This is a genomic window from Stenotrophomonas sp. DDT-1, assembly GCF_001580555.1.
GTDB classification, from domain to species: Bacteria; Pseudomonadota; Gammaproteobacteria; order Xanthomonadales; family Xanthomonadaceae; genus Stenotrophomonas; species Stenotrophomonas sepilia.
Map to the genome: position 1 here is coordinate 105,475 of NZ_LEKR01000010.1, position 19,526 is coordinate 125,000.

General features: G+C 68.2%; 15 protein-coding genes. 4 read left to right on the forward strand and 11 right to left on the reverse strand.

What is annotated here, in order from left to right; genetic code table 11:
• Nucleotides 1-36 precede the first annotated feature (36 nt).
• From AB839_RS07565 to nudE, 4 genes are read right to left on the reverse strand one after another with little or no spacing between them, the layout of a single operon-like run.
• On the reverse strand, nucleotides 37-366 hold the full coding sequence (locus tag AB839_RS07565; protein WP_061478892.1) for a YnfA family protein: 330 nt from the start codon (nucleotides 364-366) through the stop codon (nucleotides 37-39).
• On the reverse strand, nucleotides 363-1,202 hold the full coding sequence (gene mazG / locus AB839_RS07570; protein ID WP_061478893.1) for a nucleoside triphosphate pyrophosphohydrolase: 840 nt from the start codon (nucleotides 1,200-1,202) through the stop codon (nucleotides 363-365). Before mazG ends, AB839_RS07565 begins: the two co-directional genes overlap by 4 nt.
• Nucleotides 1,203-1,215: 13 nt before the next feature.
• Nucleotides 1,216-2,019, reverse strand: a complete 804-nt coding sequence (cysQ, locus tag AB839_RS07575; protein WP_053499520.1) for a 3'(2'),5'-bisphosphate nucleotidase CysQ — start codon at nucleotides 2,017-2,019, stop codon at nucleotides 1,216-1,218.
• Nucleotides 2,016-2,579, reverse strand: coding sequence for an ADP compounds hydrolase NudE (gene nudE, locus AB839_RS07580; RefSeq protein ID WP_061478894.1), 564 nt, complete (start codon nucleotides 2,577-2,579; stop codon nucleotides 2,016-2,018). The genes cysQ and nudE overlap by 4 nt, the downstream gene beginning before the upstream one ends.
• A gap of 77 nt (nucleotides 2,580-2,656) precedes the next feature.
• Between nudE and bioA the strand changes: the two genes are divergently transcribed.
• Both bioA and AB839_RS07590 read left to right on the forward strand, forming a co-directional pair.
• Nucleotides 2,657-4,048: an adenosylmethionine--8-amino-7-oxononanoate transaminase gene (bioA, locus tag AB839_RS07585; protein WP_061478895.1), complete on the forward strand. Its 1,392-nt coding sequence runs from the start codon at nucleotides 2,657-2,659 to the stop codon at nucleotides 4,046-4,048.
• Complete coding sequence (locus AB839_RS07590) at nucleotides 4,039-4,776, forward strand: 16S rRNA (uracil(1498)-N(3))-methyltransferase (RefSeq protein ID WP_061478896.1); 738 nt, start codon at nucleotides 4,039-4,041, stop codon at nucleotides 4,774-4,776. The genes bioA and AB839_RS07590 overlap by 10 nt, the downstream gene beginning before the upstream one ends.
• 212 nt (nucleotides 4,777-4,988) lie before the next feature.
• On the opposite strand, the gene AB839_RS07595 is transcribed toward AB839_RS07590, so the two are convergent.
• From AB839_RS07595 to pilG, 7 genes are all read right to left on the reverse strand, one after another.
• Nucleotides 4,989-5,453 carry a chemotaxis protein CheW gene (locus AB839_RS07595; protein WP_005418442.1) on the reverse strand — a complete coding sequence of 155 codons (465 nt, stop codon included), beginning with the start codon at nucleotides 5,451-5,453 and terminating at the stop codon, nucleotides 4,989-4,991.
• Nucleotides 5,450-6,787, reverse strand: a complete 1,338-nt coding sequence (locus AB839_RS07600) for a chemotaxis protein CheB (RefSeq protein WP_061478897.1) — start codon at nucleotides 6,785-6,787, stop codon at nucleotides 5,450-5,452. The genes AB839_RS07595 and AB839_RS07600 overlap by 4 nt, the downstream gene beginning before the upstream one ends.
• Nucleotides 6,774-13,472 (reverse strand): Hpt domain-containing protein, encoded by a 6,699-nt coding sequence (locus AB839_RS07605; protein ID WP_061478898.1) that lies wholly within the window; start codon nucleotides 13,470-13,472, stop codon nucleotides 6,774-6,776. Before AB839_RS07605 ends, AB839_RS07600 begins: the two co-directional genes overlap by 14 nt.
• A 100-nt stretch (nucleotides 13,473-13,572) precedes the next feature.
• On the reverse strand, nucleotides 13,573-15,609 hold the full coding sequence (locus AB839_RS07610; protein WP_049415562.1) for a methyl-accepting chemotaxis protein: 2,037 nt from the start codon (nucleotides 15,607-15,609) through the stop codon (nucleotides 13,573-13,575).
• Nucleotides 15,610-15,650: 41 nt separating this feature from the next.
• Nucleotides 15,651-16,181 (reverse strand): chemotaxis protein CheW, encoded by a 531-nt coding sequence (locus tag AB839_RS07615; RefSeq protein ID WP_005418454.1) that lies wholly within the window; start codon nucleotides 16,179-16,181, stop codon nucleotides 15,651-15,653.
• Nucleotides 16,181-16,543, reverse strand: coding sequence for a response regulator (locus tag AB839_RS07620; protein ID WP_005410717.1), 363 nt, complete (start codon nucleotides 16,541-16,543; stop codon nucleotides 16,181-16,183). The genes AB839_RS07615 and AB839_RS07620 overlap by 1 nt, the downstream gene beginning before the upstream one ends.
• 18 nt (nucleotides 16,544-16,561) lie before the next feature.
• Nucleotides 16,562-16,963 carry a twitching motility response regulator PilG gene (pilG, locus tag AB839_RS07625; protein ID WP_005418455.1) on the reverse strand — a complete coding sequence of 134 codons (402 nt, stop codon included), beginning with the start codon at nucleotides 16,961-16,963 and terminating at the stop codon, nucleotides 16,562-16,564.
• Between the two features lie 240 nt (nucleotides 16,964-17,203).
• On the opposite strand from pilG, the gene gshB reads away from it, so the two are divergent.
• Both gshB and AB839_RS07635 read left to right on the forward strand, forming a co-directional pair.
• A complete protein-coding gene (gene gshB, locus AB839_RS07630) occupies nucleotides 17,204-18,151 on the forward strand; it encodes a glutathione synthase (RefSeq protein WP_061478899.1) in 948 nt (315 codons plus the stop codon).
• A complete protein-coding gene (locus AB839_RS07635) occupies nucleotides 18,151-19,035 on the forward strand; it encodes an energy transducer TonB (RefSeq protein ID WP_061478900.1) in 885 nt (294 codons plus the stop codon). The genes gshB and AB839_RS07635 overlap by 1 nt, the downstream gene beginning before the upstream one ends.
• Nucleotides 19,036-19,526 lie beyond the last annotated feature (491 nt).

Genomic DNA, 19,526 nt, shown 5'->3' on the forward strand with positions numbered 1-19,526 from the left:
GCGGTCGGAAGGAGAGCAGCCGAGCATGGCTCGGCTCTACACCGATGAGGTGCGCGGCCCGAACATGATCACCGCCATGCCGGCCAGGCACAGCGCGGCGCCGAACAGGTCCCAGCGGCTGGGACGGATGCCATCGACCAGCCACAGCCAGAACAGCGCGGTGCCGATGTAGACGCCACCGTAGGCGGCATAGACCCGTCCACTGGCAGTCGGGTGCAGGGTCAGCAGCCAGGCGAACAGGGCCAGGCTGGCCGCCGCCGGCAGCAGCAGCCAGACGCTGCCTCCCTTGCGCAGCCACAACCATGGCAGGTAGCAGCCAACGATCTCGGCCAGCGCGGTCAGCAGGAACAGGCCGAGCGTTTTCACGCCTTCTCTGCTGCCTTGGCCTGCTGCCACAGTGCTTCCTGCGCATCCAGGTCCAGTTCGGCCAACGCCTCACCCTGTGCGTCGGCCTGCGCTTCCATCGCGCGGAAGCGACGCTCGAACTTGTGGTTGGCACCGCGCAGTGCAGCGCCCAGATCGATATCGGCATGGCGCGCCAGGTTGGCGCAGACGAACAGCAGGTCGCCCAGTTCTTCCTGCAGGCGCGCCTTGTTGCCCGCGACATCGCCGCGTTCGAACTCCTCGCGCAGCTCCTGCAGCTCCTCGGCGGCCTTGTCCAGCACCGGCAGCGGACCCGGCCAGTCGAAACCGACCTTGGCGGCGCGCGACTGCAGCTTCACCGCCCGCTGCCATTCCGGCAGGCCGCGCGAGATACCGGCCAGTGCGGAGGTGTCCTGCTCGCCCTTGGCGGCGCGCTCGGCCCGCTTGATCGCCTCCCAGTTACGCATCACCCCGTCGGCATCGTCGACGCTGGCCTCGGCGAACACGTGCGGGTGGCGGCGCTGCATCTTGTCGCTGATCGCGCGGGCCACGTCTGCGAAGGCGAAGCTGCCCTGCTCTTCGGCCATGCGCGCATGGAACACCACCTGCAGCAACAGGTCGCCCAGCTCGTCGCAGAGATCGTCAAGATCGCCGCGGTCGATCGCATCGGCCACCTCGTAGGCTTCCTCGATGGTGTACGGCGCGATGGTCGCGAAGTTCTGCTCCAGGTCCCACGGGCAGCCGCCCTGCGGGTCGCGCAGGCGCGCCATGATCGCCAGCAGGCGCTCCAGTTCGTTGCTTGCGACGCTGCCGGTGGTGGGGGTGTCGTGCGCGCTCATGCGGCCTCCAGGATCAGTCGGACAACCAGTCGCGCCACGGCAGGCTGGTATCACCAAGGGCAATGAAATCGCCGTTCAACAGGGTCTCGCGGCGGTTGTAGCGGAACGGCTTGCCGGTCGCCGCCGACAGCACCGCGCCGCCGGCGGCATGCAGCACGCACTGGCCGGCGGCCGTATCCCATTCAGAGGTCGGGCCCAGCCGCGGATAGACATCCAGGCCGCCTTCGGCGATCCGGCAGAATTTCAGCGACGAGCCCTGCGCGATGGTCTCGATGCGGCCCATGCGCGCCAGCAGCGCCTCGGTTTCCGGCGAACGGTGCGAGCGGCTGGCGGCAACGCGCAGCGGAGCCGTGGCCGGCGTGCGGGTGCGCAGCACGGTGTCATGCAGGCCCTGCCGCCGATAGGCCAGTTCGCCGCGCATGGCATGCCAGACAATGCCGGTGACCGGCGCCAGCACCACGCCGAATGCCGGCGCGCCCTGGTAGATCAAGGCGATGTTGACGCTGAATTCGCCGTTGCGCTTGACGAACTCGCGGGTACCGTCGAGCGGATCCACCAGCCAGTAAGCGCCCCAATGGCGGCGCTGCTCCCAGCCCACCTGCGCCGATTCCTCGGACAGGATCGGCAGGTCCGGTGTCAGCTGCCGCAGGCCCAGCTCAATGACCTGGTTGGCCGCCAGGTCGGCCGCGGTGACCGGGCTGTTGTCGTCCTTGATCTGGACCTCGAAGCCATCGGCATACACCTGCATGATGGCTTGGCCGGCCTGCTGGGCGATGGCGATGGCGGTCTCGCGCAGGTCCGTCGTCAGCTTGATCATCGCGTTCCCTGCAGCCACTGGCGGGCAATGAACAGCGCCGCCAGCGAGCGTCCCTCGGAGAAGTCCTCGCGCAACATCAGCTGGTCCAGTTCGGCCAGCTTCCACGGCACCACTTCCAGTTCTTCCGGCTCGTCGCCGGCCAGTTTTTCCGGGTACAGGTCGCGCGCCACCACCAGCCACGACTGGTGGCTCATGTAGGTCGGGGCCAGTGTCATCGCGCGCAGCACGTCGACCCGGCGCGCACCATAACCAGCCTCTTCCTTCAGTTCGCGGTCGGCAGCCTGCTCGGGGGTCTCGCCGTCGTCGATCCTGCCCTTCACCAGCCCCAGTTCGTAACGATGCATGCCGGCGGCGTATTCACGCACCAGCAGCACGGTTTCATCGTCGAGCATCGGCACCACCACCACCGCACCGTGACCACGGCTGACCAGGCGCTCGAAACGGCGACGTTCACCGTTGGAGAACTCCAGGTCCAGATGCTGGCGCTGGAAGGGGCCGTTCTCCTCATCGGTGATCCGATGGATGATCGGCAAGCGACGGCCGGCACGGTCATCGTTCATGCGGAATCTCCGCGGCGACCGGCGGCTGCGCCGGGGCCGATAGAATGTGCAGGCAGCAACATGTTCATGAGCCCGAAATGCTAGCAGACCCGACCCCCTCCCCGCTGGCCCGCCACTGGCGGCAGCGCGACCTGCAGGTGCTGTGGCACCCGTGCACGCAGATGCGTGAGCATCCGGACACCCTGCCGCTGGTGCCGATCGCCCGTGGCGAAGGCGCGTGGCTGATCGACCACGACGGCCACCGCTATCTGGACGCCGTCAGCAGCTGGTGGACCAACCTGTTCGGTCATGCCGAACCGCGCATCGGCGGTGCCATTGCCACCCAGGCCACGCAGCTGGAACAGGTGATGCTGGCCGGCTTCAGCCATGAGCCGGCCATCACCCTGGCCGAACGCCTGCTGGCATTGGCACCACGCCAGCCCGGCCGCGAGCCGCTGGCCAAGGTGTTCTACGCCGACAACGGCTCGGCCGGCGTGGAAGTGGCGCTGAAGATGGCCTTCCAGTATTTCCAGAACCGTGGGGAGCCGCGGCGCACGCGTTTCATTGCACTGGAAAACGGCTACCACGGCGAGACCCTGGGCGCGCTGGCGCTGGGTGACATCCCGCTGTATCGCCGCGTCTATGCACCGCTGCTGGCCGAAGCGCTGTTCGCGCCGTCGCCCGATGCCTACCTGGCCGAACCCGGCCAGAGCGCGGCCGACCGCGCGCGGCAGGCTGCCGACGGCCTGGCCACGCTGTTCGACCAGCATCCGGGCGAGATCTGCGCGGTGATCCTGGAACCGCGCCTGCAGTGTGCCGGCGGCATGCGCATGCATGACCCGGTCTATCTGCAGCGCGTGCGCGAACTGTGCGATGCCCATGGCGCGTTCATGATCGCCGACGAGATCGCCACCGGCTTCGGCCGCACCGGCACCCTGTTCGCCTGCGAGCAGGCAGGGGTGATGCCGGACCTGATGTGCCTTTCCAAGGGCCTGACCGGCGGCTTCCTGCCGCTGGCCGCCGTGCTGGCCACGCAGGCGCTGTACGACGCCTTCCTCGACGACTCGCGCGAGCGCGCCTTCCTGCATTCGCACAGCTACACCGGCAATCCGCTGGCCTGCGCGGCGGCACTGGCGACGCTGGACATCTTCCGCGACGACGATGTGATCGCCCGCAACCGGGGCATCGCGTCGGTGATGGGCACGCTGGCGGCACCGTTTGCCGACCATCCGCACGTGGCCGACGTGCGCCAGGCAGGCATGGTGGTGGCGTTCGAGCTGTCGCGCGACGGCAACAGGCGCACGCCGTTCGACCCGGGCCTGCGGCTGGGCCTGCACGCTTACAAGGCCGCCCTCAAGCGCGGCGTGGTGCTGCGCCCGCTGGGCGACGTGCTGTACTGGATGCCACCCTATTGCGTGGATGACGAACAACTGGAGCTGCTGGCACACACCACGCTGGCGGCCATCGACGAGGCGATTGCATGCGCGTGACCCGCTGCCCCATCGACCTGGCGCTGCACAGCGGCCAGACCGTGACCCTGCCGGAAGAGACGGCCAACCACCTGGTGCGGGTGATGCGCCTGCGCGAGGGAGACACCTGCGTGCTGTTCAACGGCGACGGCCATGACTACAGCGCCACGCTGACCGTGGCCGGCAAGCGCGAAGTGCAGGTGCGCATCGATGCTGTGCAGGCCATCGATAATGAATCACCGCTGGCGATCACCCTGCTGCAGGGCATCGCCCGTGGCGAGAAGATGGACCTGATCCTGCAGAAGGCCACCGAACTGGGCGTGGCGGCGATCATTCCGGTCAACGCCGAGCGCACCGAGGTGAAGCTCGATCCAGCACGGGCCGAGAAGCGCGTGGCGCACTGGAACAACGTGGTGACGTCAGCCTGCGGCCAGTCCGGGCGTGCGCGCATTCCGCAGGTGGGGCCTCCGCTGTCGCTGGCGCAGGCCGCGGCGGCGCTGCCGGCCGATACGCTGCGGCTGACCCTGGATCCGCGGGGCGCACATCGCCTGTCGACGCTGACGGCCGCTCCGGCAGGGGGCGTCGTGCTCGCGATCGGCCCGGAAGGGGGCTGGTCGCCGCGCGACCGCGACCAGCTGGCAGCGGCAGGGTTCCAGGGACTGCAGCTGGGCCCGCGGATCCTGCGCACGGAAACGGCCGGGCTGGCCGCGGTCGCGGCGTTGCAGGCGCGGTTGGGCGACCTGGGATAAGACAGGTTCGTGGTAGTGCCGGCCGCTGGCCGGCATCCACGGGATCAGGAGGTTGCCGGCCAACGGCCGGCACTACCGCGACCAACGCGTCCAGGGCAGCAGCCGAGCGCAGGCTCGGCTCTACAGGGCCCGCGCCAGATTGCAGTTTCCTTGTAGAGCCGAGCCATGCTCGGCTCGGTGCCGGTCGGCAGCCGGCACTACCGTTTGGTAGATCAGGCCGCCAGTGAATCCAGGGCGGCTTCCAGTGCGTCCAGGTTCGGCAACAGCGCGCTCTGCTCACCCAGCAGCACGCGCATGTGCACGGTCTGCGGCAGGGTTTCTTCGGAGGCGTCGGCCAGCAGGCCGTCGCGCGGCACCGAGATCAGCTGCGGGAAGTTCTGCGTCAGCAGCGCGTAGTACGGGCGCTGCGCGTTGCCGCTGAGGGACTTCAGCACCACCACCTTGTTGTGGCCGGCCACCGTCTCTTCGCCCAGCCCCGAAAGGCGTGCGAACGACACCAGCGGCACCTGCCAGCCGTGCCAGCCGATCTCGCCAACCAGCCAGCGCGGCGCATCGGAGACCGGCTGCACCGGCACGCGCGACATCATTTCGGCCACGGTGGCATTGGGCAGCAGCACGCGCTCGTTGCCGGCCTGGATCAGGACGCCGCGGATTTCGTCATTGCTGGCGTAGCTCATGGTGCGTCTCCGTTGTCGTCCTGCTCACCCCAGCGCGCGGCAATTGCCTGCGCCAGTTCCTGCGGTTCACCGGCCACCATGCCGGCAGCCACCACGGCGGTGGCGGCCGCCGGGTCATAGCAGCCCTCGCCCACCTGCCCGGCCACCCACGCACCGGCGGCCGCCAGGTCCAGCGCCGGGCCTACGTGGGCCAGGTCGGCACCGCTGAGCAGCACCAGCGCGGTGTGTTCGGCCGGCAGCGAAGCGAGCGAAATACCATTGGCATCGCTCTGGAAATGCAGGCCATCGCTGGCCGCGCGCACGCCGATATCATCGGCCAGCACGTGCACCTCGCCCGGCACCGCGTGCTGGCCGGCCTCGGCCAGCTGCACCGGCAACGGCGAAACGCGGGACATCTGCTTGACCAGGTTGCCGTAGCGGCCACCATCCAGACGCATGTGCACCAGGACCGGCACGCTCAACGACGCGGGCAGTGCGCCGAGCAGGCGACGCAACGCATCCGGGCCACCGATGCCGGCCAGCACCAGCAGTGATGCGGCACGCGCACCGGCCGGGGCGGCGGCATCCAGATCGACCAGGCTCAAATGATCGGTATCGAACGAGGGCTGCGGCGCGACGACCGGCGCCACGGCTTCTGCCGATACGGGTGCTTCGATCGATTCCTCGACCAGCGACCAGGCGGTGTGATCGAAGGAGACCGGCGGTGTCGCGGGCGCCGCCGGTTCGGCCAGTGCCTGCGGCGCCGAAGGCGGATCCAGAGGCTCGGGCACGACCGGCTGCAGCGCCGCCAGGGCCTGCTCCAGCGCGATCGGTTCGTGCAGGTCTGCCGGTGGCGAATACAGGCCGTCGGCCGGAACGTCATCGGCCCAGCTCAGCGCCTGTTCCAGGTGTGGCCGCAGGGCTTCTTCCTGCGGCGCCGGCGCGGGCGCCGGATGACCAGGCTCCAGCTGCAGGCTGGGCTCTTCTTCGGCGCCCGGCGGCAACACCTGCTGGTGGCCGTGCAGCTTGGCGGCCAGGTGGCGCCCCCAACGTTGCGCCTCCCAGCCGTCGCGGCGGGCGGCCAGCTCAGCCTCATCGAACACCAGGGTCAGCCCCGGTGCCGAGAGCGCGGATTCCAACCGTTCCAGTGCGTCCTCGATGGCAGCTTCCAGCGCGATCACCACGAACTGCGGATCCGCGGCCTGCAGGACCTGCGGCTCGAGGCCGTTCGGATCATCTTCCAGGACCAGCTGTACATCGGCATGCGCCAGCGCCTCGCGCAGGCGTTCACGCGCCGCACCGGGGCGGGCCAGCAGGGCGACGGCCGGGGCCGGATGGGTTTCACTCACGGACACGGGCGATCCCCAGCAGGTCGTACACGTTACGCATCAGGTCCAGTTCCTGGTACGGCTTGCCCAGATAACGCTGGACACCGATCTCGAAGGCACGCTGGCGGTGCTTGTCGCCGCTGCGCGAGGTGATCATCACGATCGGCACATCCCTGTATCGCGGATCGGCACGCATCACAGTGGCCAACTCGTAGCCGTCCATGCGCGGCATCTCGATGTCCAGCAACATCAGGTCCGGCACGCGCTCTTCCAACCGCTCCAGTGCTTCCACGCCATCGCGGGCGACACTGACTTCGAAGTTGTGGCGCTCGAGGATGCGGCCGGTCACCTTGCGCATGGTCAGCGAGTCATCGACCACCATCACCAGCGGCACCTGGCGTTCGTCGCGCGGCGCATTGGCCAGCACCGGTGCCGTCGGATTGGCCAGGAAGCGGCGCACCAGCGGCGCGACGTCCAGGATCACCACCACGCGGCCATCGCCGGTGATGGTGGCACCGTAGATGCCCGGTACCGATGCGATCTGCAGGCCGACCGGCTTGACCACGATTTCGCGGTTGCCCAGCACCTGGTCGATCGCCACGGCTGCACGCAGGTCACCGGCACGGACCAGCAACAGCGGCACCTGGTCCTGGCCATCGGCACGCGCCGGGGCCTGCCCGACCAGGCTGCCGAGGTCATACAACGGATAGTCTTCGCCGCTGTAGCGGTAGCTGCTGTCGGCGGCCTCGAAACGTTCGCGCGACAGGCGGCCGATACCGCTGACCGAGGCCACCGGCACGGCGAAGGTGGTCTCGCCGATCTGCACGAACACCGCCTGGGTGACGGCCAGCGTCTGCGGCAGGCGCAGGGTGAAGCGCACGCCCTGGCCGCGCACCGACTGGATGTCGACCGAGCCGCCCAGCTGGCGCACTTCGTTGCGCACCACGTCCATGCCCACGCCACGACCGGCCAGCTGGCTGACCTGGTCGGCGGTGGAGAAACCGGAGGCGAAAATCAGGTTGTCCAGTTCCTGATCGTTCGGCTGCGCGTCGGCGGCCAACAGGCCACGGTCGATGGCGCGGCGGCGGATCGCTTCGCGATCGAGGCCGGCACCGTCATCGGCCACTTCCAGCACGATTTCCGAGCCTTCACGGTGCAGGCGGATGGCAACTTCGCCCTCTTCCGGCTTGCCGGCGGCGCGGCGCTGTTCCGGCGCTTCCAGGCCATGGGCCACGGAGTTGCGCAGCATGTGTTCGAGCGGCGCGACCATGCGATCGAGAACATTGCGGTCCAGTTCGCCGTGGGTGCCTTCCAGGGTCAGGTGCACCTGCTTGCCGGTATCCATGCCGGACTGCCGGACCACGCGGCGCAGGCGCGGCACCAGGCCATCGAACGGCACCATGCGCGCGCGCATCAGGCCGTCCTGCAGCTCGGAGCTGACGCGCGACTGCTGTTGCAGCAGCGAATCGTACTGGCGCGACAGATCGTCCAGCACCCCTTGCAGGCCGCCAAGGTCGGCCGCCGATTCGTTCAGCGCACGGCTGAGCTGTTGCAGCGTGGAGAAGCGGTCCAGCTCCAGCGGATCGAACTTCTGGTCTGCCTGGTCCTGCTCACGCTGGTAGCGGGCGACGATCTGCGCTTCGGTTTCCAGGTCGAGCCGGCGCAGCTGGTCGCGCAGTCGCGCGTTGGTGCGCTCCAGCTCGCCCATCGCACCACGGAACGCGCCGAGCTGCTGCTCAAGGCGCGAGCGGTAGATCGCCACTTCACCGGCATGGTTGACCAGGCGGTCGAGCAGATCCGCGCGCACGCGCACCTGTTCCTGCTGCGGGCGTGCCAGCGGATCTTCATCGACCACGCCTTCGGCCGGCAGCGGTGCCGACAGCGGCGCGTCGAGCAGTGCCGGCGCCGGACTGGCGACCGCTGCCGAAACAGTTTCCGCGACGCTCGCCACGTTGGCTACAGCTACGGCAGCCGCCGCTGCCACAGCGAGATCGGTGGTCGTACGCACTTCGAACGCATCGACCAAGTCCTGCGCCGGTTCCACCACGCGATGGTCACCGGTGCGGGTGAGCAGCTGGTGCAGGCGATCGAATCCGCGCTCCAGCAACTGCACATCGCGGCGTTCGATCTCGGTGCGACCAGCGGCGACGGCTTCCAGCAACGATTCGATGCTGTGGCCAAGATCGCCGATGGCGTTGATGCCGGCCATGCGTGCGCCACCCTTCAGGGTATGCAGGTCACGCTGCAGGCCGGCCAGCACCTCGCGGTCCTGCGGCGCATCGCGCAGCTCGCTGATCAGGCCATCGCAGTGGTCGAGCAGGTCCTTGCCTTCCTCGACGAAGATGTCGACCAGCTCGCGATCGTAGACGCTGAAGTCGAGCGTATCGGCGTTGTCTTCCGGCACCGGGATGTCAAGGACGTCGGGTGCCACGGTTTCAGCCACGTCGGCGTCAGGCGCGCCAACGGCCGGGGCATCCGACACGGCATCGGCATCGGCAGCTCCGGCGTGGACTTCCACCTGGCCCGGCGCGTCTTCCAGTTCGAAGAACCGCACCGGTTCGGCGGTGGCCGGCGCCGCGGCCTCCGCGATCTCCTCATTCACCGTCGCCGGGGACGGCTGATCGGCGCTCTCTCCTTCACCGATCGCCGCCTCCCCGCCGACGTCCGCATCCTCGGCGAAGGCTTCCGCCTCGCCCGGCGCGAGTTCGCTGGCCTGCAGGCCGAGCACGGGCCGTTGCCCGTCGTCGGCCAGGGGCTGCTCTTCGTCGATCACGTGCAGGCCGGCCTCGAGCGCGGCGTCCAGCGAGACCGGTTCTGCAAACCCCGGCGCAGCCATTTCATCCTGCAGGCTCGACAGCTCGCTGTCGAGTGGCAGTGCAGCAGGCGTCTCGAATGCCTCAGGGTCAGCGACGTGCACGTGATCGAACGAGGACGCATTCAGGTCAGGTGCGACGGCTTCGACAGCATCCGGAATCTCTTCGGCATCGCGGTCGTCGACCGGCAGCGCACTGGCATCCAGGTACGGCGACAGATCGTCCACGACGGTCAAACCGGCATCGTCGGCCAACAGCGGCGCGCTTTCGGCCTCCGTCTCGACACCGTCTACCTCAACGCCCGGAACATCGTCGGCCACCTGGATCGATTCGACCACCGGTAGCGACGCCGCTCCCTCACCCGGTACCGACGGCCATCCGGCATCGAAGTAGCGCGAAAGATCGTCGCTGGCGGTCAGCTCACCGACCTCCAGCCCGCCCTCGCCCTCAATCGCCGCATCCTCGACCGGGGCTTCGGCGACATCGGCAACTGCCTGTGGTTCCTGCTCCGGCGCGACGGACGAAGGCGGTACCGCATCGGTTTCAGGCGCGATGGCTGCCGAGGCGTCCGCATCCCATTCCGCCGTCGGTTCGTCATCCAGCGCCAGCTCGGCTTCGTCGTCCTCCAGGCCCACCATCGGCCAGCGCGCTTCCGGCAACTCGCTGGCCAGCGCCTGCAGGCGCTGTGCCAGTACCTGTTGCGGTGCGATGCGCGGCTGTTCGGCCTGCAGCGCTTCCATGGTGGCGGTGATCGCCTGCGCGGTCGCATCCAGCGCGGCCACGCCTTCATCATTCGGCACCACCTCGGCGGCCAGTGCACGCTTGATGTAGGACTCGGCACCGCCGGTTACAGCCGTGATCTCGGGCACTTCGGTCATCGCGAAGGCGCCGTTCATGGTGTGCACTGCGCGCAGGAGTGCGTCGCTGACCGGCTGCGGTGCCTGCTGCGCCGAACGCAGCCAGTCCTGCAGGGTGGCCTGGTGGACTTCCACCTCGGCCTCGAGAATCTCGCGCAGCACGCTGTCGATGTTGGCCGGCGTGCCGGTGGTTTCGACCTCCTCGGCGGTATCGGCCAGCGCCGAAGCGGCAATCTCCGCGTCGAGAATGCGGCTGATCTCGTCTTCGCCCTCGGCTTCGGCCAGCGGTGCGACCGGTGCAGTGGCCCCAGGCAGGGGGACGTAGTAGGTTTCCTCGCCTGCACCGACACGATCGGCGATGGCCTGCATGGCCTGCAGGTCGACGCTGATGCGCTGGCCATGGCGCAGCGCCGCGTTCAGCTGGGGCAGCGCCGCATGCGCGTTGTCGACCATCGCCAGCACGGCGGGGGATGCAGCGCGGCTGCCATCCAGCACGCGGTTGAGCATGCCTTCGATCTTCCACGCGAACTCACCCAGGGTGCGTGCGCCGACCAGGCGGCCACTGCCCTTGAGGGTATGGAAGATGCGGCGGATCGGGCGCAGCCGGTCCATGTTGTCCGGCTGCATCCGCCATGCCGGCAGCAGCGTGCCGAGATTGGCCAGCTCATCGTCGAACTCTTCCAGGAACACCTCGCGGATGTCCTCGTCGATGTTCTCGGCATCGTCATCGAAACCGGCGTCGAAGCCCGCATTGGTGTCAGCATCGGTCCCGGCAACGGCCGAATCCACCGCCTCCGGCGCTGCCGCAGCGGCCATCGCCTGTGGATTGAAGCCGGCAGCGGCCGCACTCAACTCGGCGAAGAACTGGGCGTCGGCCTCGCTGAAATCGATCGGCGCGATGGTGTCGATATCGATCACCGACACGGCCGGAGCGGACGTATCCGCCGCAGGAGCCGCCGCATCGATCAACGGCGACGTGATCGACGGTACCGGCAGGTCATCCGGGGCCTCATCCACCCCGGTCAGCGGCGGGACGACGGCATCGACGATCTCCAGCGAAGGATGCAACGCGGCGTCATCGTCCAGCGACAGCGTTTCCATCGCATGCAGCGACAGCACGTCGTCAGCGTTGTCCAGCGCGTCGGCATCGAAGCGGAACACCACGTCGTCGGCCACGGCAGCCGCATCCTGTTCGGCCGCCACCGGGTCGAATACCGGTGCAGCATCGAAAGCGGTCGCGGAGGAATCCACCGCGTCCGTCATCTCATCGATCACAGGCGCTGCGGTGTCCTCAAGCATCTGCGGCGCCTCGGACAGCGACCACTGCGGTGCACCGGGGTGGCCGCTGTCAGCCAGTTCGAAGCTGACCGGATCGAAACTGGCGAAGGTCGGGCTGCGCTCGTCATCGGCAGGCACGATGGCGTCGGCCTCCGGATGGAACGGCGCCAGCTCCCACTGCGGGACATCCGGCGCAGGTGCGCTGGACGCCGCGAAGACCAACGATGCCTCCGCATCGTCGTGCGTCGGCGACGGCGAAGCATCGATATCAGCCTTGCTGGCGGCCACGGTGCCCAGTGCGCCGAACATCAAGCGGTTGTCGGACACCATCGGCGCCGGCGAGGCCGGCGGCGGATCGAAGGTGAAGTCCAGCAGTGGCACCGGCACGTCGCCGGCAGCGGGCGCCGCAGGCTGCACCGGAACCTCGATGCGCTCCGGCTGCAGCGGCTCGGCCTGCAACGCAACCGGCTCACGTTCGACCGGCAGCAGTGCCGGCGCTTCCGGCGCGACGGCGTTGTGCTCCGGCAGCGGCCAGTAGCGCAGAGCCTCGAGGCTGCTGCGGGTGATTTCGAGGATGTCCTCGCGGCCCGGGCGGCGGTCGCGCAGGGCTTCCAGGTAGTACTCCAGGCTGGCCATGGCATCGGCCAGGGTGTCCAGCTGGCGGCCACTGGGCACGCGCTGGCGGCCGATCAGTTCGGCCTCGATGTACTGCTGCACGCCGCGCAGGTAATCGGCGGCGGTACCCAGGTCGAGCATGCGCAGCGCGCCGGACACATCGCCCAGCAGGCGTGGTACATCCTGCAGTTCGGCATGGTTCCAGCTGGTTTCGATGAAGGCGACGAAATGCTCGCGGGCAGCGGCGAAGTTGGCGATGGCTTCATGCGCCAGCACCTCCACCGTGCGCCGGTTCTCGACCGCGCTCGGATCGTCCTCGCCACTGCCGCCGGCGCCCAGATGGGCAACCTGGTCGTCCAGCGAGGCATCGACGTACAGCAGTGCACCGGCAATATCCAGCAGCAGGTTCTCGTCGATCTGCTGGCGACCTTCAACCACGCCGCGCAGCGCATCGCGCTGCTGCACGACCACGCCGCGGGCCACGCCCAGGCCCATCATGCCCAGCGTGTCGGCCACGGCGCCAAGCTCGTTGGCCTGTGTCTGCAGCTGTTCCGGCGCACCACCGGTGCGCAGGTGCAGGTCAAGCGCATCCTTGATGCGCAGCAGTTCTTCCTTCACCGCACTGCCGACCGTGTCGAGCAGCTCGCGGTTGCGTCCGCTCAGGCTGCCACGGGCATGGTCCAGCTCGGCCTCGGTGGCGGTGACGCTCTCCGGCGCAAAGGCCAGCAGCACACTGTCAGTGACGCCTTCTTCGCCGCGCGACGCACGGATCTCGTTGAGCAGCGGCATCAGCACGATCGGAATGTCGCGATGGCCGTTCTGCAGGCGTTCCAGATAGTCGGGCAGCAGCACGCTGCCACGCATCAGGGTTGCGCAGGCTTCATCACGGTCGGCCACGCGACCGGTGCCGATGGCATTGGCCAGCTGCTCCAGTTCTTCGGCCACCATCGCCGGGGCATACAGCTCGACCATGCGCAGGGTGCCCTGCACCTGGTGCAGGTAGCCGGCGCAGATGCGCATGCGGCTGGCATCGGTCGGGTCTTCGGCGTAGTACTCGACCTCGTTGCGCACCTGGCGCAGGGTCTCGTCCAGCTCGGGCTTGACCCAGCCCAGCGCTGCGTGGCTCATCGCATCGCGCAGACTGCTCATGGACGCGCTCCGTTCGCCGCCGCGCGGTGGCCGCGCGAGTTCTGGCGTGGGGAATGGAAATGCTTCATCGACTGGTTCCTTGCTCGCCGCCCTGCCCGCGTCACGCCGGCAGCTTGAAGTCGGCGACCGAACGGCGCAGGTCCGCCGCCAGCTGCGCGAGGTGGCCGATCGACTCGGCGGTCTGTCCGGCACCCTGCGAGGTCTGCCCGGTGATCTGCCGGATCACGCCCATGGTGCGGGTGATGTCCGAGGCGGCGGCCGACTGCTGCTGGGCGGCGATGGAGATGTTCTTGATGAGGGTGTTCAGCGCGTTTGACACGCGTTCGATCTCGGTCAGCGCGGTACCGGCGTCCTCGGCCAGGCGCGCACCAGACACCACTTCGGCCGTGGTCTGCTCCATCGAGGTGACCGCTTCATTGGTGTCGGCCTGAATGGCCTGGACCAGGTTTTCGATGCGTCGGGTCGCACCCGAGGTGCGTTCTGCCAGGCGCTGCACTTCGTCGGCCACGACCGCGAAACCGCGGCCCGCTTCACCGGCCGACGCGGCCTGCACCGCCGCGTTCAACGCCAGGATGTTGGTCTGCTCGGAGATGTCGTTGATCAGTTCCACGATCGAGCCGATTTCCTGCGACGACTCGCCCAGGCGCTTGATGCGCTTGGAGGTTTCCTGGATCTGGTCACGGATCTGGTCCATGCCCTGGATGGTCTCGCGCACCACGCCGGCACCTTCGGCAGCGATCACCACCGAGCGCTGTGCCACGTCGGCCGACTCGGCCGAGTTGCGCGACACCTGCTCGATGCTCGCCGCGATTTCGCCGATGCGGTCCGAGGCCGAGGTGATCTGGTTGGCCTGGTGCCCTGCGGCCTCTGCCAGCTGCATGGCGGTGGCCTGCGTTTCCTGGGTGGACATCGCGACCTTGGCCGAGGTGTCGTTGATGGTGGTCACCAGGTGGCGCAGCTCATCAACCGCGTAGTTGATCGCGTCGGCGATCGCGCCGGTCATGTCCTCGGTCACCGAGGCCTTCACCGTCAGGTCGCCCTCGCCGAGCGAGGAGATTTCGTCCAGCAGCCGCATGATCGCCTGCTGGTTGCGGCTGTTGAATTCCACCTGGGTCTGGTAGCGCAGTTCCTGCTCGCGCGAGCGGCTGCGCACGTTGGTGGAGACGAAGCCGATGATCGCGATCAGCGACAGCGCACCGGAGACCACGCCAATCCAGAAGTTCGGGAACAGGCGGGTGTCGGATACCGAGCCGAACGAGGAGAACGCGTCGAACAACTTGCGGCTGTCATCCAGCATGTGGGCCGAACCCTGGCCCAGCGCGGTGGCAGCGGACTGCGCCGCGAACAGCTGGCGCGAGCTGGCCAGGATCGCGTCGGCGTCCTGCTTCATCGCTTCCCACTTCTGCTGTGACTGTTCCAGCGCGGCCACGGCGGCGGCACCGCGCACGGCGGTGATGCCCAGTTCCTCGTTGCCGTTGCGCAGGCCGTCGAGCACCTGCGAGAACACGGTGATGTCACGTGCCAGCGCATCGCCGGAGGTCGCCGCGGCGCTGCCACCGGCACGCATTTCGGTCACGCGGCGGGCCATCGAACCGGCCACCACAACCTGCTGCAGCGCGCTGTACACCTGCGACGACGGCGCGCCGGAAGCGGACATCGCACGCACCAGCTCGTTCAGCTGGGCCTGCAGGCCCGGCACTGCGCCGGTGAAGTTGTTCGCGTTGCCGGCCAGCGCCAGCACGGCCGGTTCGCTGGCCACCAGCTGCCCGGCCTGCTTGCCCAGCGGCGCCCAGGTCTCGCCGAGGGTGGCGATGGCACCGGCTACGCCCGGCTCCTTGCCGTAGCGTCCCTGCAGGGTCGACACGTTCTGCTCGATCGCGTTGCGGGTGGCCTTGAAGGCGGTGAAGGCCTGGGCGTTGCCGCCGACCGCGTCACGTCCCTGGTTGGCCAGCTGCTGCGACAGCACCTGCAGGTCGGCGGCCTTGGAGCCGGCGTCGGCAAGGCGGCTGCCCTGCCAGGTGGCGACGCCGGTGTTGACGCCGAACAGGATCATCGATGCCAGCAGCAGGAACAGCCAGAGGTTGCTGCCGCCCAGCCGCAGCTTGCCGGTCTTGGTGGCGTCCGAAGCAGTACTCATCGTTCAACCTCGATCTTCAATGCAGGGGGCGATGCCTGGCCTCAGGCCGCGGCTTGCCGGAATTCAGGGGTGCGCGACAGCAGCGAGAGCGAGAACACGCCCCAGTCATGGCCGTCGGCATGGAAAGCACGATCGACGAAATGCCCGTAGCGGCCTTCTGCCAACGTGCCCGCTTCGATCTGCTGGTCCAGCTCGAAGCTGCGCTGGCCGAACAGTTCATCGATGGTCAGTGCGACGTCGCCGCCGGCCTGGCGCATGATCAGCACGCGCTGGCCTTCCTGCTGCACGGTGCGCGTGCCTTCCAGGAAGTACTTCAGGTCGACCACCGGGAACAGGTTGCCGCGCAGGTTGCCCACGCCCAGCAGCCAGGGCTGCGCACAGGGTACCGGGGTCACCGGCGGCATCGGTACGATTTCCACCACTTCGCGGAAATCGGACACCAGCCGGCGCTGACCGACGCGGAAACCCACGCCACGCCACAGGTCCTGGGCAAACTGCTTTCCGGGCAGCTGCACCGCATGGGCCAGGCTGCGCCGTTCATAGGCTTCAAGGATGTCGAAGGGCGAGCGCATCAGGCCACCAGTTCGTTGATCCGCGCGATCAGTTCATCCTCGCGCGGCGGCTTGACGATGTAATCGGCGGCGCCCTGGCGCAGGCCCCAGGCCTTGTCGGTTTCCATCGCCTTGGTGCTGACGATGATCACCGGGATGTGCTTGATCGCCGCATCACGGGCCATCGCACGGGTCGCCTGGAAGCCGCTCATGCCAGGCAGGACCACGTCCATCAGCACCAGCTGCGGCACCTGGTCGCGGACCAGCTGCAGGCCATCCTCGGCGTTGTCCGCTTCCAGCACTTCGTGGCCGGCACGGCGCAGCCACTGGGTGAACACCGCGCGGTCGGTCGGTGAATCCTCGATCAGGACGATACGAGCCATTGTGCCTTTCCCCCCTGGTCAGGCGTTGACGTATGTGCGGATGGCACCCAGCAGTTCTTCACGCGTGAAAGGCTTCGTCAGGTACTGCTCCGAGCCGACGATGCGTCCCCGCGCCTTGTCGAACAGGCCATCCTTGGACGACAGCATGATGACCGGGGTCGCCTTGAACAGCTGGTTGCCCTTGATCAGCGCGCAGGTCTGGTACCCGTCCAGGCGCGGCATCATGATGTCGACGAAGATGATCTGCGGTTGCTGGTCTGCGATCTTGGCAAGCGCTTCGAAGCCGTCGGTGGCGGTGACCACCTCGCAGCCTTCGCGCTTGAGCAGCGTTTCCGCAGTCCTGCGGATGGTCTTCGAATCATCGATGACCATCACCCGGAGTCCTGCGAGTTCCCCGCCCGCAGTCGTGTTTTCAGTCATTGCCTATCCCCAAGCGCACGGCCCGATCTCTGGCGGGGGCCGCTGCGAAAGCGTATCTATATCGCACTTTCCGCGCCCGCTTCAAGGCCGCCCCACGGCGCGGGGCATGGCCCCCTCCTGAACGTGACGGGTTTCGCAATGAGTGCGCGAGCGCCGGGCGGACGCTGCGTTGCAGTATGGCAGGGAGGCGCGCGGCCGGCGTTGCCGCTACCATCAACGCCTTGCCTGACAGGTGCGCCCATGCCGTTGAACGTCATCGTGGTGATGGACCCCATCGCCCACATCAAGATCGCCAAGGACACCACCTTCGCCATGCTGCTGGAAGCCCAGCGCCGCGGCCATGCCCTGCACTACGTGCGGCCGGGCGGACTGGCCCTGGAAGGTGGCGTGGCGGTGGCCCAGACCGCGCCGCTGCAGGTGCGCGACGACCCGGCCGGCTGGTATGAGCTGGGTGAGTTCAGCCGTACCGAGTTCGGGCCCGGCCAGATCGTGCTGATGCGCAAGGACCCGCCGGTCGACGCCGAGTACATCTACGACACCCAGGTGCTGGACGTGGCCGCCGCTGCCGGTGCCTGCGTGGTCAACAACCCGCAGGGCCTGCGCGACTACAACGAGAAGCTGGCCGCCCTGCTGTTCCCGCAGTGCTGCCCGCCGACCCTGGTCAGCCGCGATGCCAAGGCGCTGAAGGCCTTCGCCCTCGAACACGGCCAGGCCGTGCTGAAGCCGCTGGACGGCATGGGCGGCCGCTCGATTTTCCGCAGCGGCCAGGGCGATCCGAACCTGAACGTGATCCTGGAGACACTGACCGACGGCGGCCGCAAGCTGGCGCTGGCCCAGAAGTTCATTCCCGACATCACCGCCGGCGACAAGCGCATCCTGCTGGTCGACGGCGAACCGGTCGATTACTGCCTGGCACGCATTCCCCAGGGTGACGAGTTCCGCGGCAACCTGGCGGCCGGCGGCCGTGGCGAAGGGCGCCCGCTGAGCGAGCGTGACCGCTGGATCGCCGGCCAGGTTGGCCCGGAGATGAAGCGTCGTGGCATGCGCTTCGTCGGCCTGGACGTGATCGGCGATTACCTGACCGAGGTCAACGTGACCAGCCCGACCTGCGTGCGCGAGCTCGACGCGCAGTACGGCCTGAACATTGCCGGCACCCTGTTCGACGCGCTCGAGGCCGGCCTGCGCTGATGCCGTCCGCACCCGCCGTTCTGCCCCCGCCGCCACGCGAAGCGCAACGGCTGGGGGCCACCATCGCACTGTCGGTGCTGGTCCACGCCCTGCTGATCCTGGGCGTGGGCTTCGCCGTGAAAGGCGATGCTCCGCTGGTGCCGACGCTGGAAGTGATCTTCAGCCAGACGCGCACCGCACTGACGCCAAAGCAGGCTGATTTCCTTGCCGCCGCCAACCAGGAAGGCGGTGGCGAGCACGACCGCGCACAGCGTCCGCGCGACAACCAGGCCGGCATCGTGCCGCAGGCCCAGTCCGGAATCAGCCCGGTGCCACAGCAGCAGCAATCGGCCGCACCGGTTCCGCCGCCGCAGGCACGGGTGGTCAGCAGCCGCAATGGGGAAGAAATGGTGGCGCAGGCGCAGTCCCGGCCCACGCCGGATCAGCCCGAACCGGACGCACCGCTGAGCGCGCGCGAACAGCGCGACGTGGAGATGGCGCGCTTGGCCGCCGAAGTGCATCTGCGCTCGGCGCAGTATGCCAAGCGCCCGAATCGCAAGTTCGTGTCGGCCAGCACGCGTGAATATGCCTATGCCAATTACCTGCGTGCTTGGGTCGACCGTGCCGAGCGCGTCGGCAACCTGAATTATCCGGACGAGGCCCGGCAGCGACGGCTCGGCGGCCAGGTGGTGATCAGCGTGGGCGTGCGGCGCGATGGCAGCGTGGAGAGCAGCCGCATCCTGCGTTCAAGCGGGACGCCGCTGCTGGATGAAGCGGCGCTGCGGGTGGTGACGCTGGCGCAGCCGTTCCCGCCGTTGCCAAAGACCGAGGACGAGATCGACATCCTGCAGGTCACCCGTACCTGGGTGTTCCTGCCGGGCGGCACGCTGCACGACGACCGGTAAGGTTTTGGGTCCCGGGCCTGCGGCCCGGGACCCGCTGAAGGGCTAGAGCAACAGCAACAGCAGCGGTTGGTGTCCTGAAGCTTGGCGGGGCGGTGTCGGGCGGCGGGGACGCCGCAAGTACGTCCGTGTAGGCTTAGCCGCGGCATCCATGCCGCGGATACCCCGCCGCCCGACACCGCCCCGCCTCTGACAGATCGCGGCGCACCATTGCTGTTGGTAGGTGTCGACCTTGGTCGACACACATCCACGCCATGCGTGGATGCGAGCGAAGCGACCCGCTTTTGATTTTGATTTTCTTTTGATTTTCCGTGGCGGACGCACACGGAAACTGTCAGAGGCCGGACGGGGTGGGTTCGCGGGGGTATCTGATCTGGCCCCCTGAAAACGGACGCCATGAAGCCGTTTCAGGCGGCAGCCCGGAGCTGCCGGGCGTAGTTGTTAGGCGAGTGGTAGCCCAGCGCCGAGTGTAGCCGGGCTGGATTGTAGAAGCC

Excerpts from the sequence above, each read along its gene's own strand:
- mazG (WP_061478893.1), bottom strand. The coding sequence starts at position 1,202 with ATGAGCGCGCACGACACCCCCACCACCGGCAGCGTCGCAAGCAACGAA.
- cysQ (WP_053499520.1), bottom strand. The coding sequence starts at position 2,019 with ATGATCAAGCTGACGACGGACCTGCGCGAGACCGCCATCGCCATCGCC.
- nudE (WP_061478894.1), bottom strand. The coding sequence starts at position 2,579 with ATGAACGATGACCGTGCCGGCCGTCGCTTGCCGATCATCCATCGGATC.
- bioA (WP_061478895.1), top strand. The coding sequence starts at position 2,657 with ATGCTAGCAGACCCGACCCCCTCCCCGCTGGCCCGCCACTGGCGGCAG.
- AB839_RS07590 (WP_061478896.1), top strand. The coding sequence starts at position 4,039 with ATGCGCGTGACCCGCTGCCCCATCGACCTGGCGCTGCACAGCGGCCAG.
- AB839_RS07595 (WP_005418442.1), bottom strand. The coding sequence starts at position 5,453 with ATGAGCTACGCCAGCAATGACGAAATCCGCGGCGTCCTGATCCAGGCC.
- AB839_RS07605 (WP_061478898.1), bottom strand. The coding sequence starts at position 13,472 with ATGAGCAGTCTGCGCGATGCGATGAGCCACGCAGCGCTGGGCTGGGTC.
- AB839_RS07610 (WP_049415562.1), bottom strand. The coding sequence starts at position 15,609 with ATGAGTACTGCTTCGGACGCCACCAAGACCGGCAAGCTGCGGCTGGGC.
- AB839_RS07615 (WP_005418454.1), bottom strand. The coding sequence starts at position 16,181 with ATGCGCTCGCCCTTCGACATCCTTGAAGCCTATGAACGGCGCAGCCTG.
- AB839_RS07620 (WP_005410717.1), bottom strand. The coding sequence starts at position 16,543 with ATGGCTCGTATCGTCCTGATCGAGGATTCACCGACCGACCGCGCGGTG.
- pilG (WP_005418455.1), bottom strand. The coding sequence starts at position 16,963 with ATGACTGAAAACACGACTGCGGGCGGGGAACTCGCAGGACTCCGGGTG.
- gshB (WP_061478899.1), top strand. The coding sequence starts at position 17,204 with ATGCCGTTGAACGTCATCGTGGTGATGGACCCCATCGCCCACATCAAG.
- AB839_RS07635 (WP_061478900.1), top strand. The coding sequence starts at position 18,151 with ATGCCGTCCGCACCCGCCGTTCTGCCCCCGCCGCCACGCGAAGCGCAA.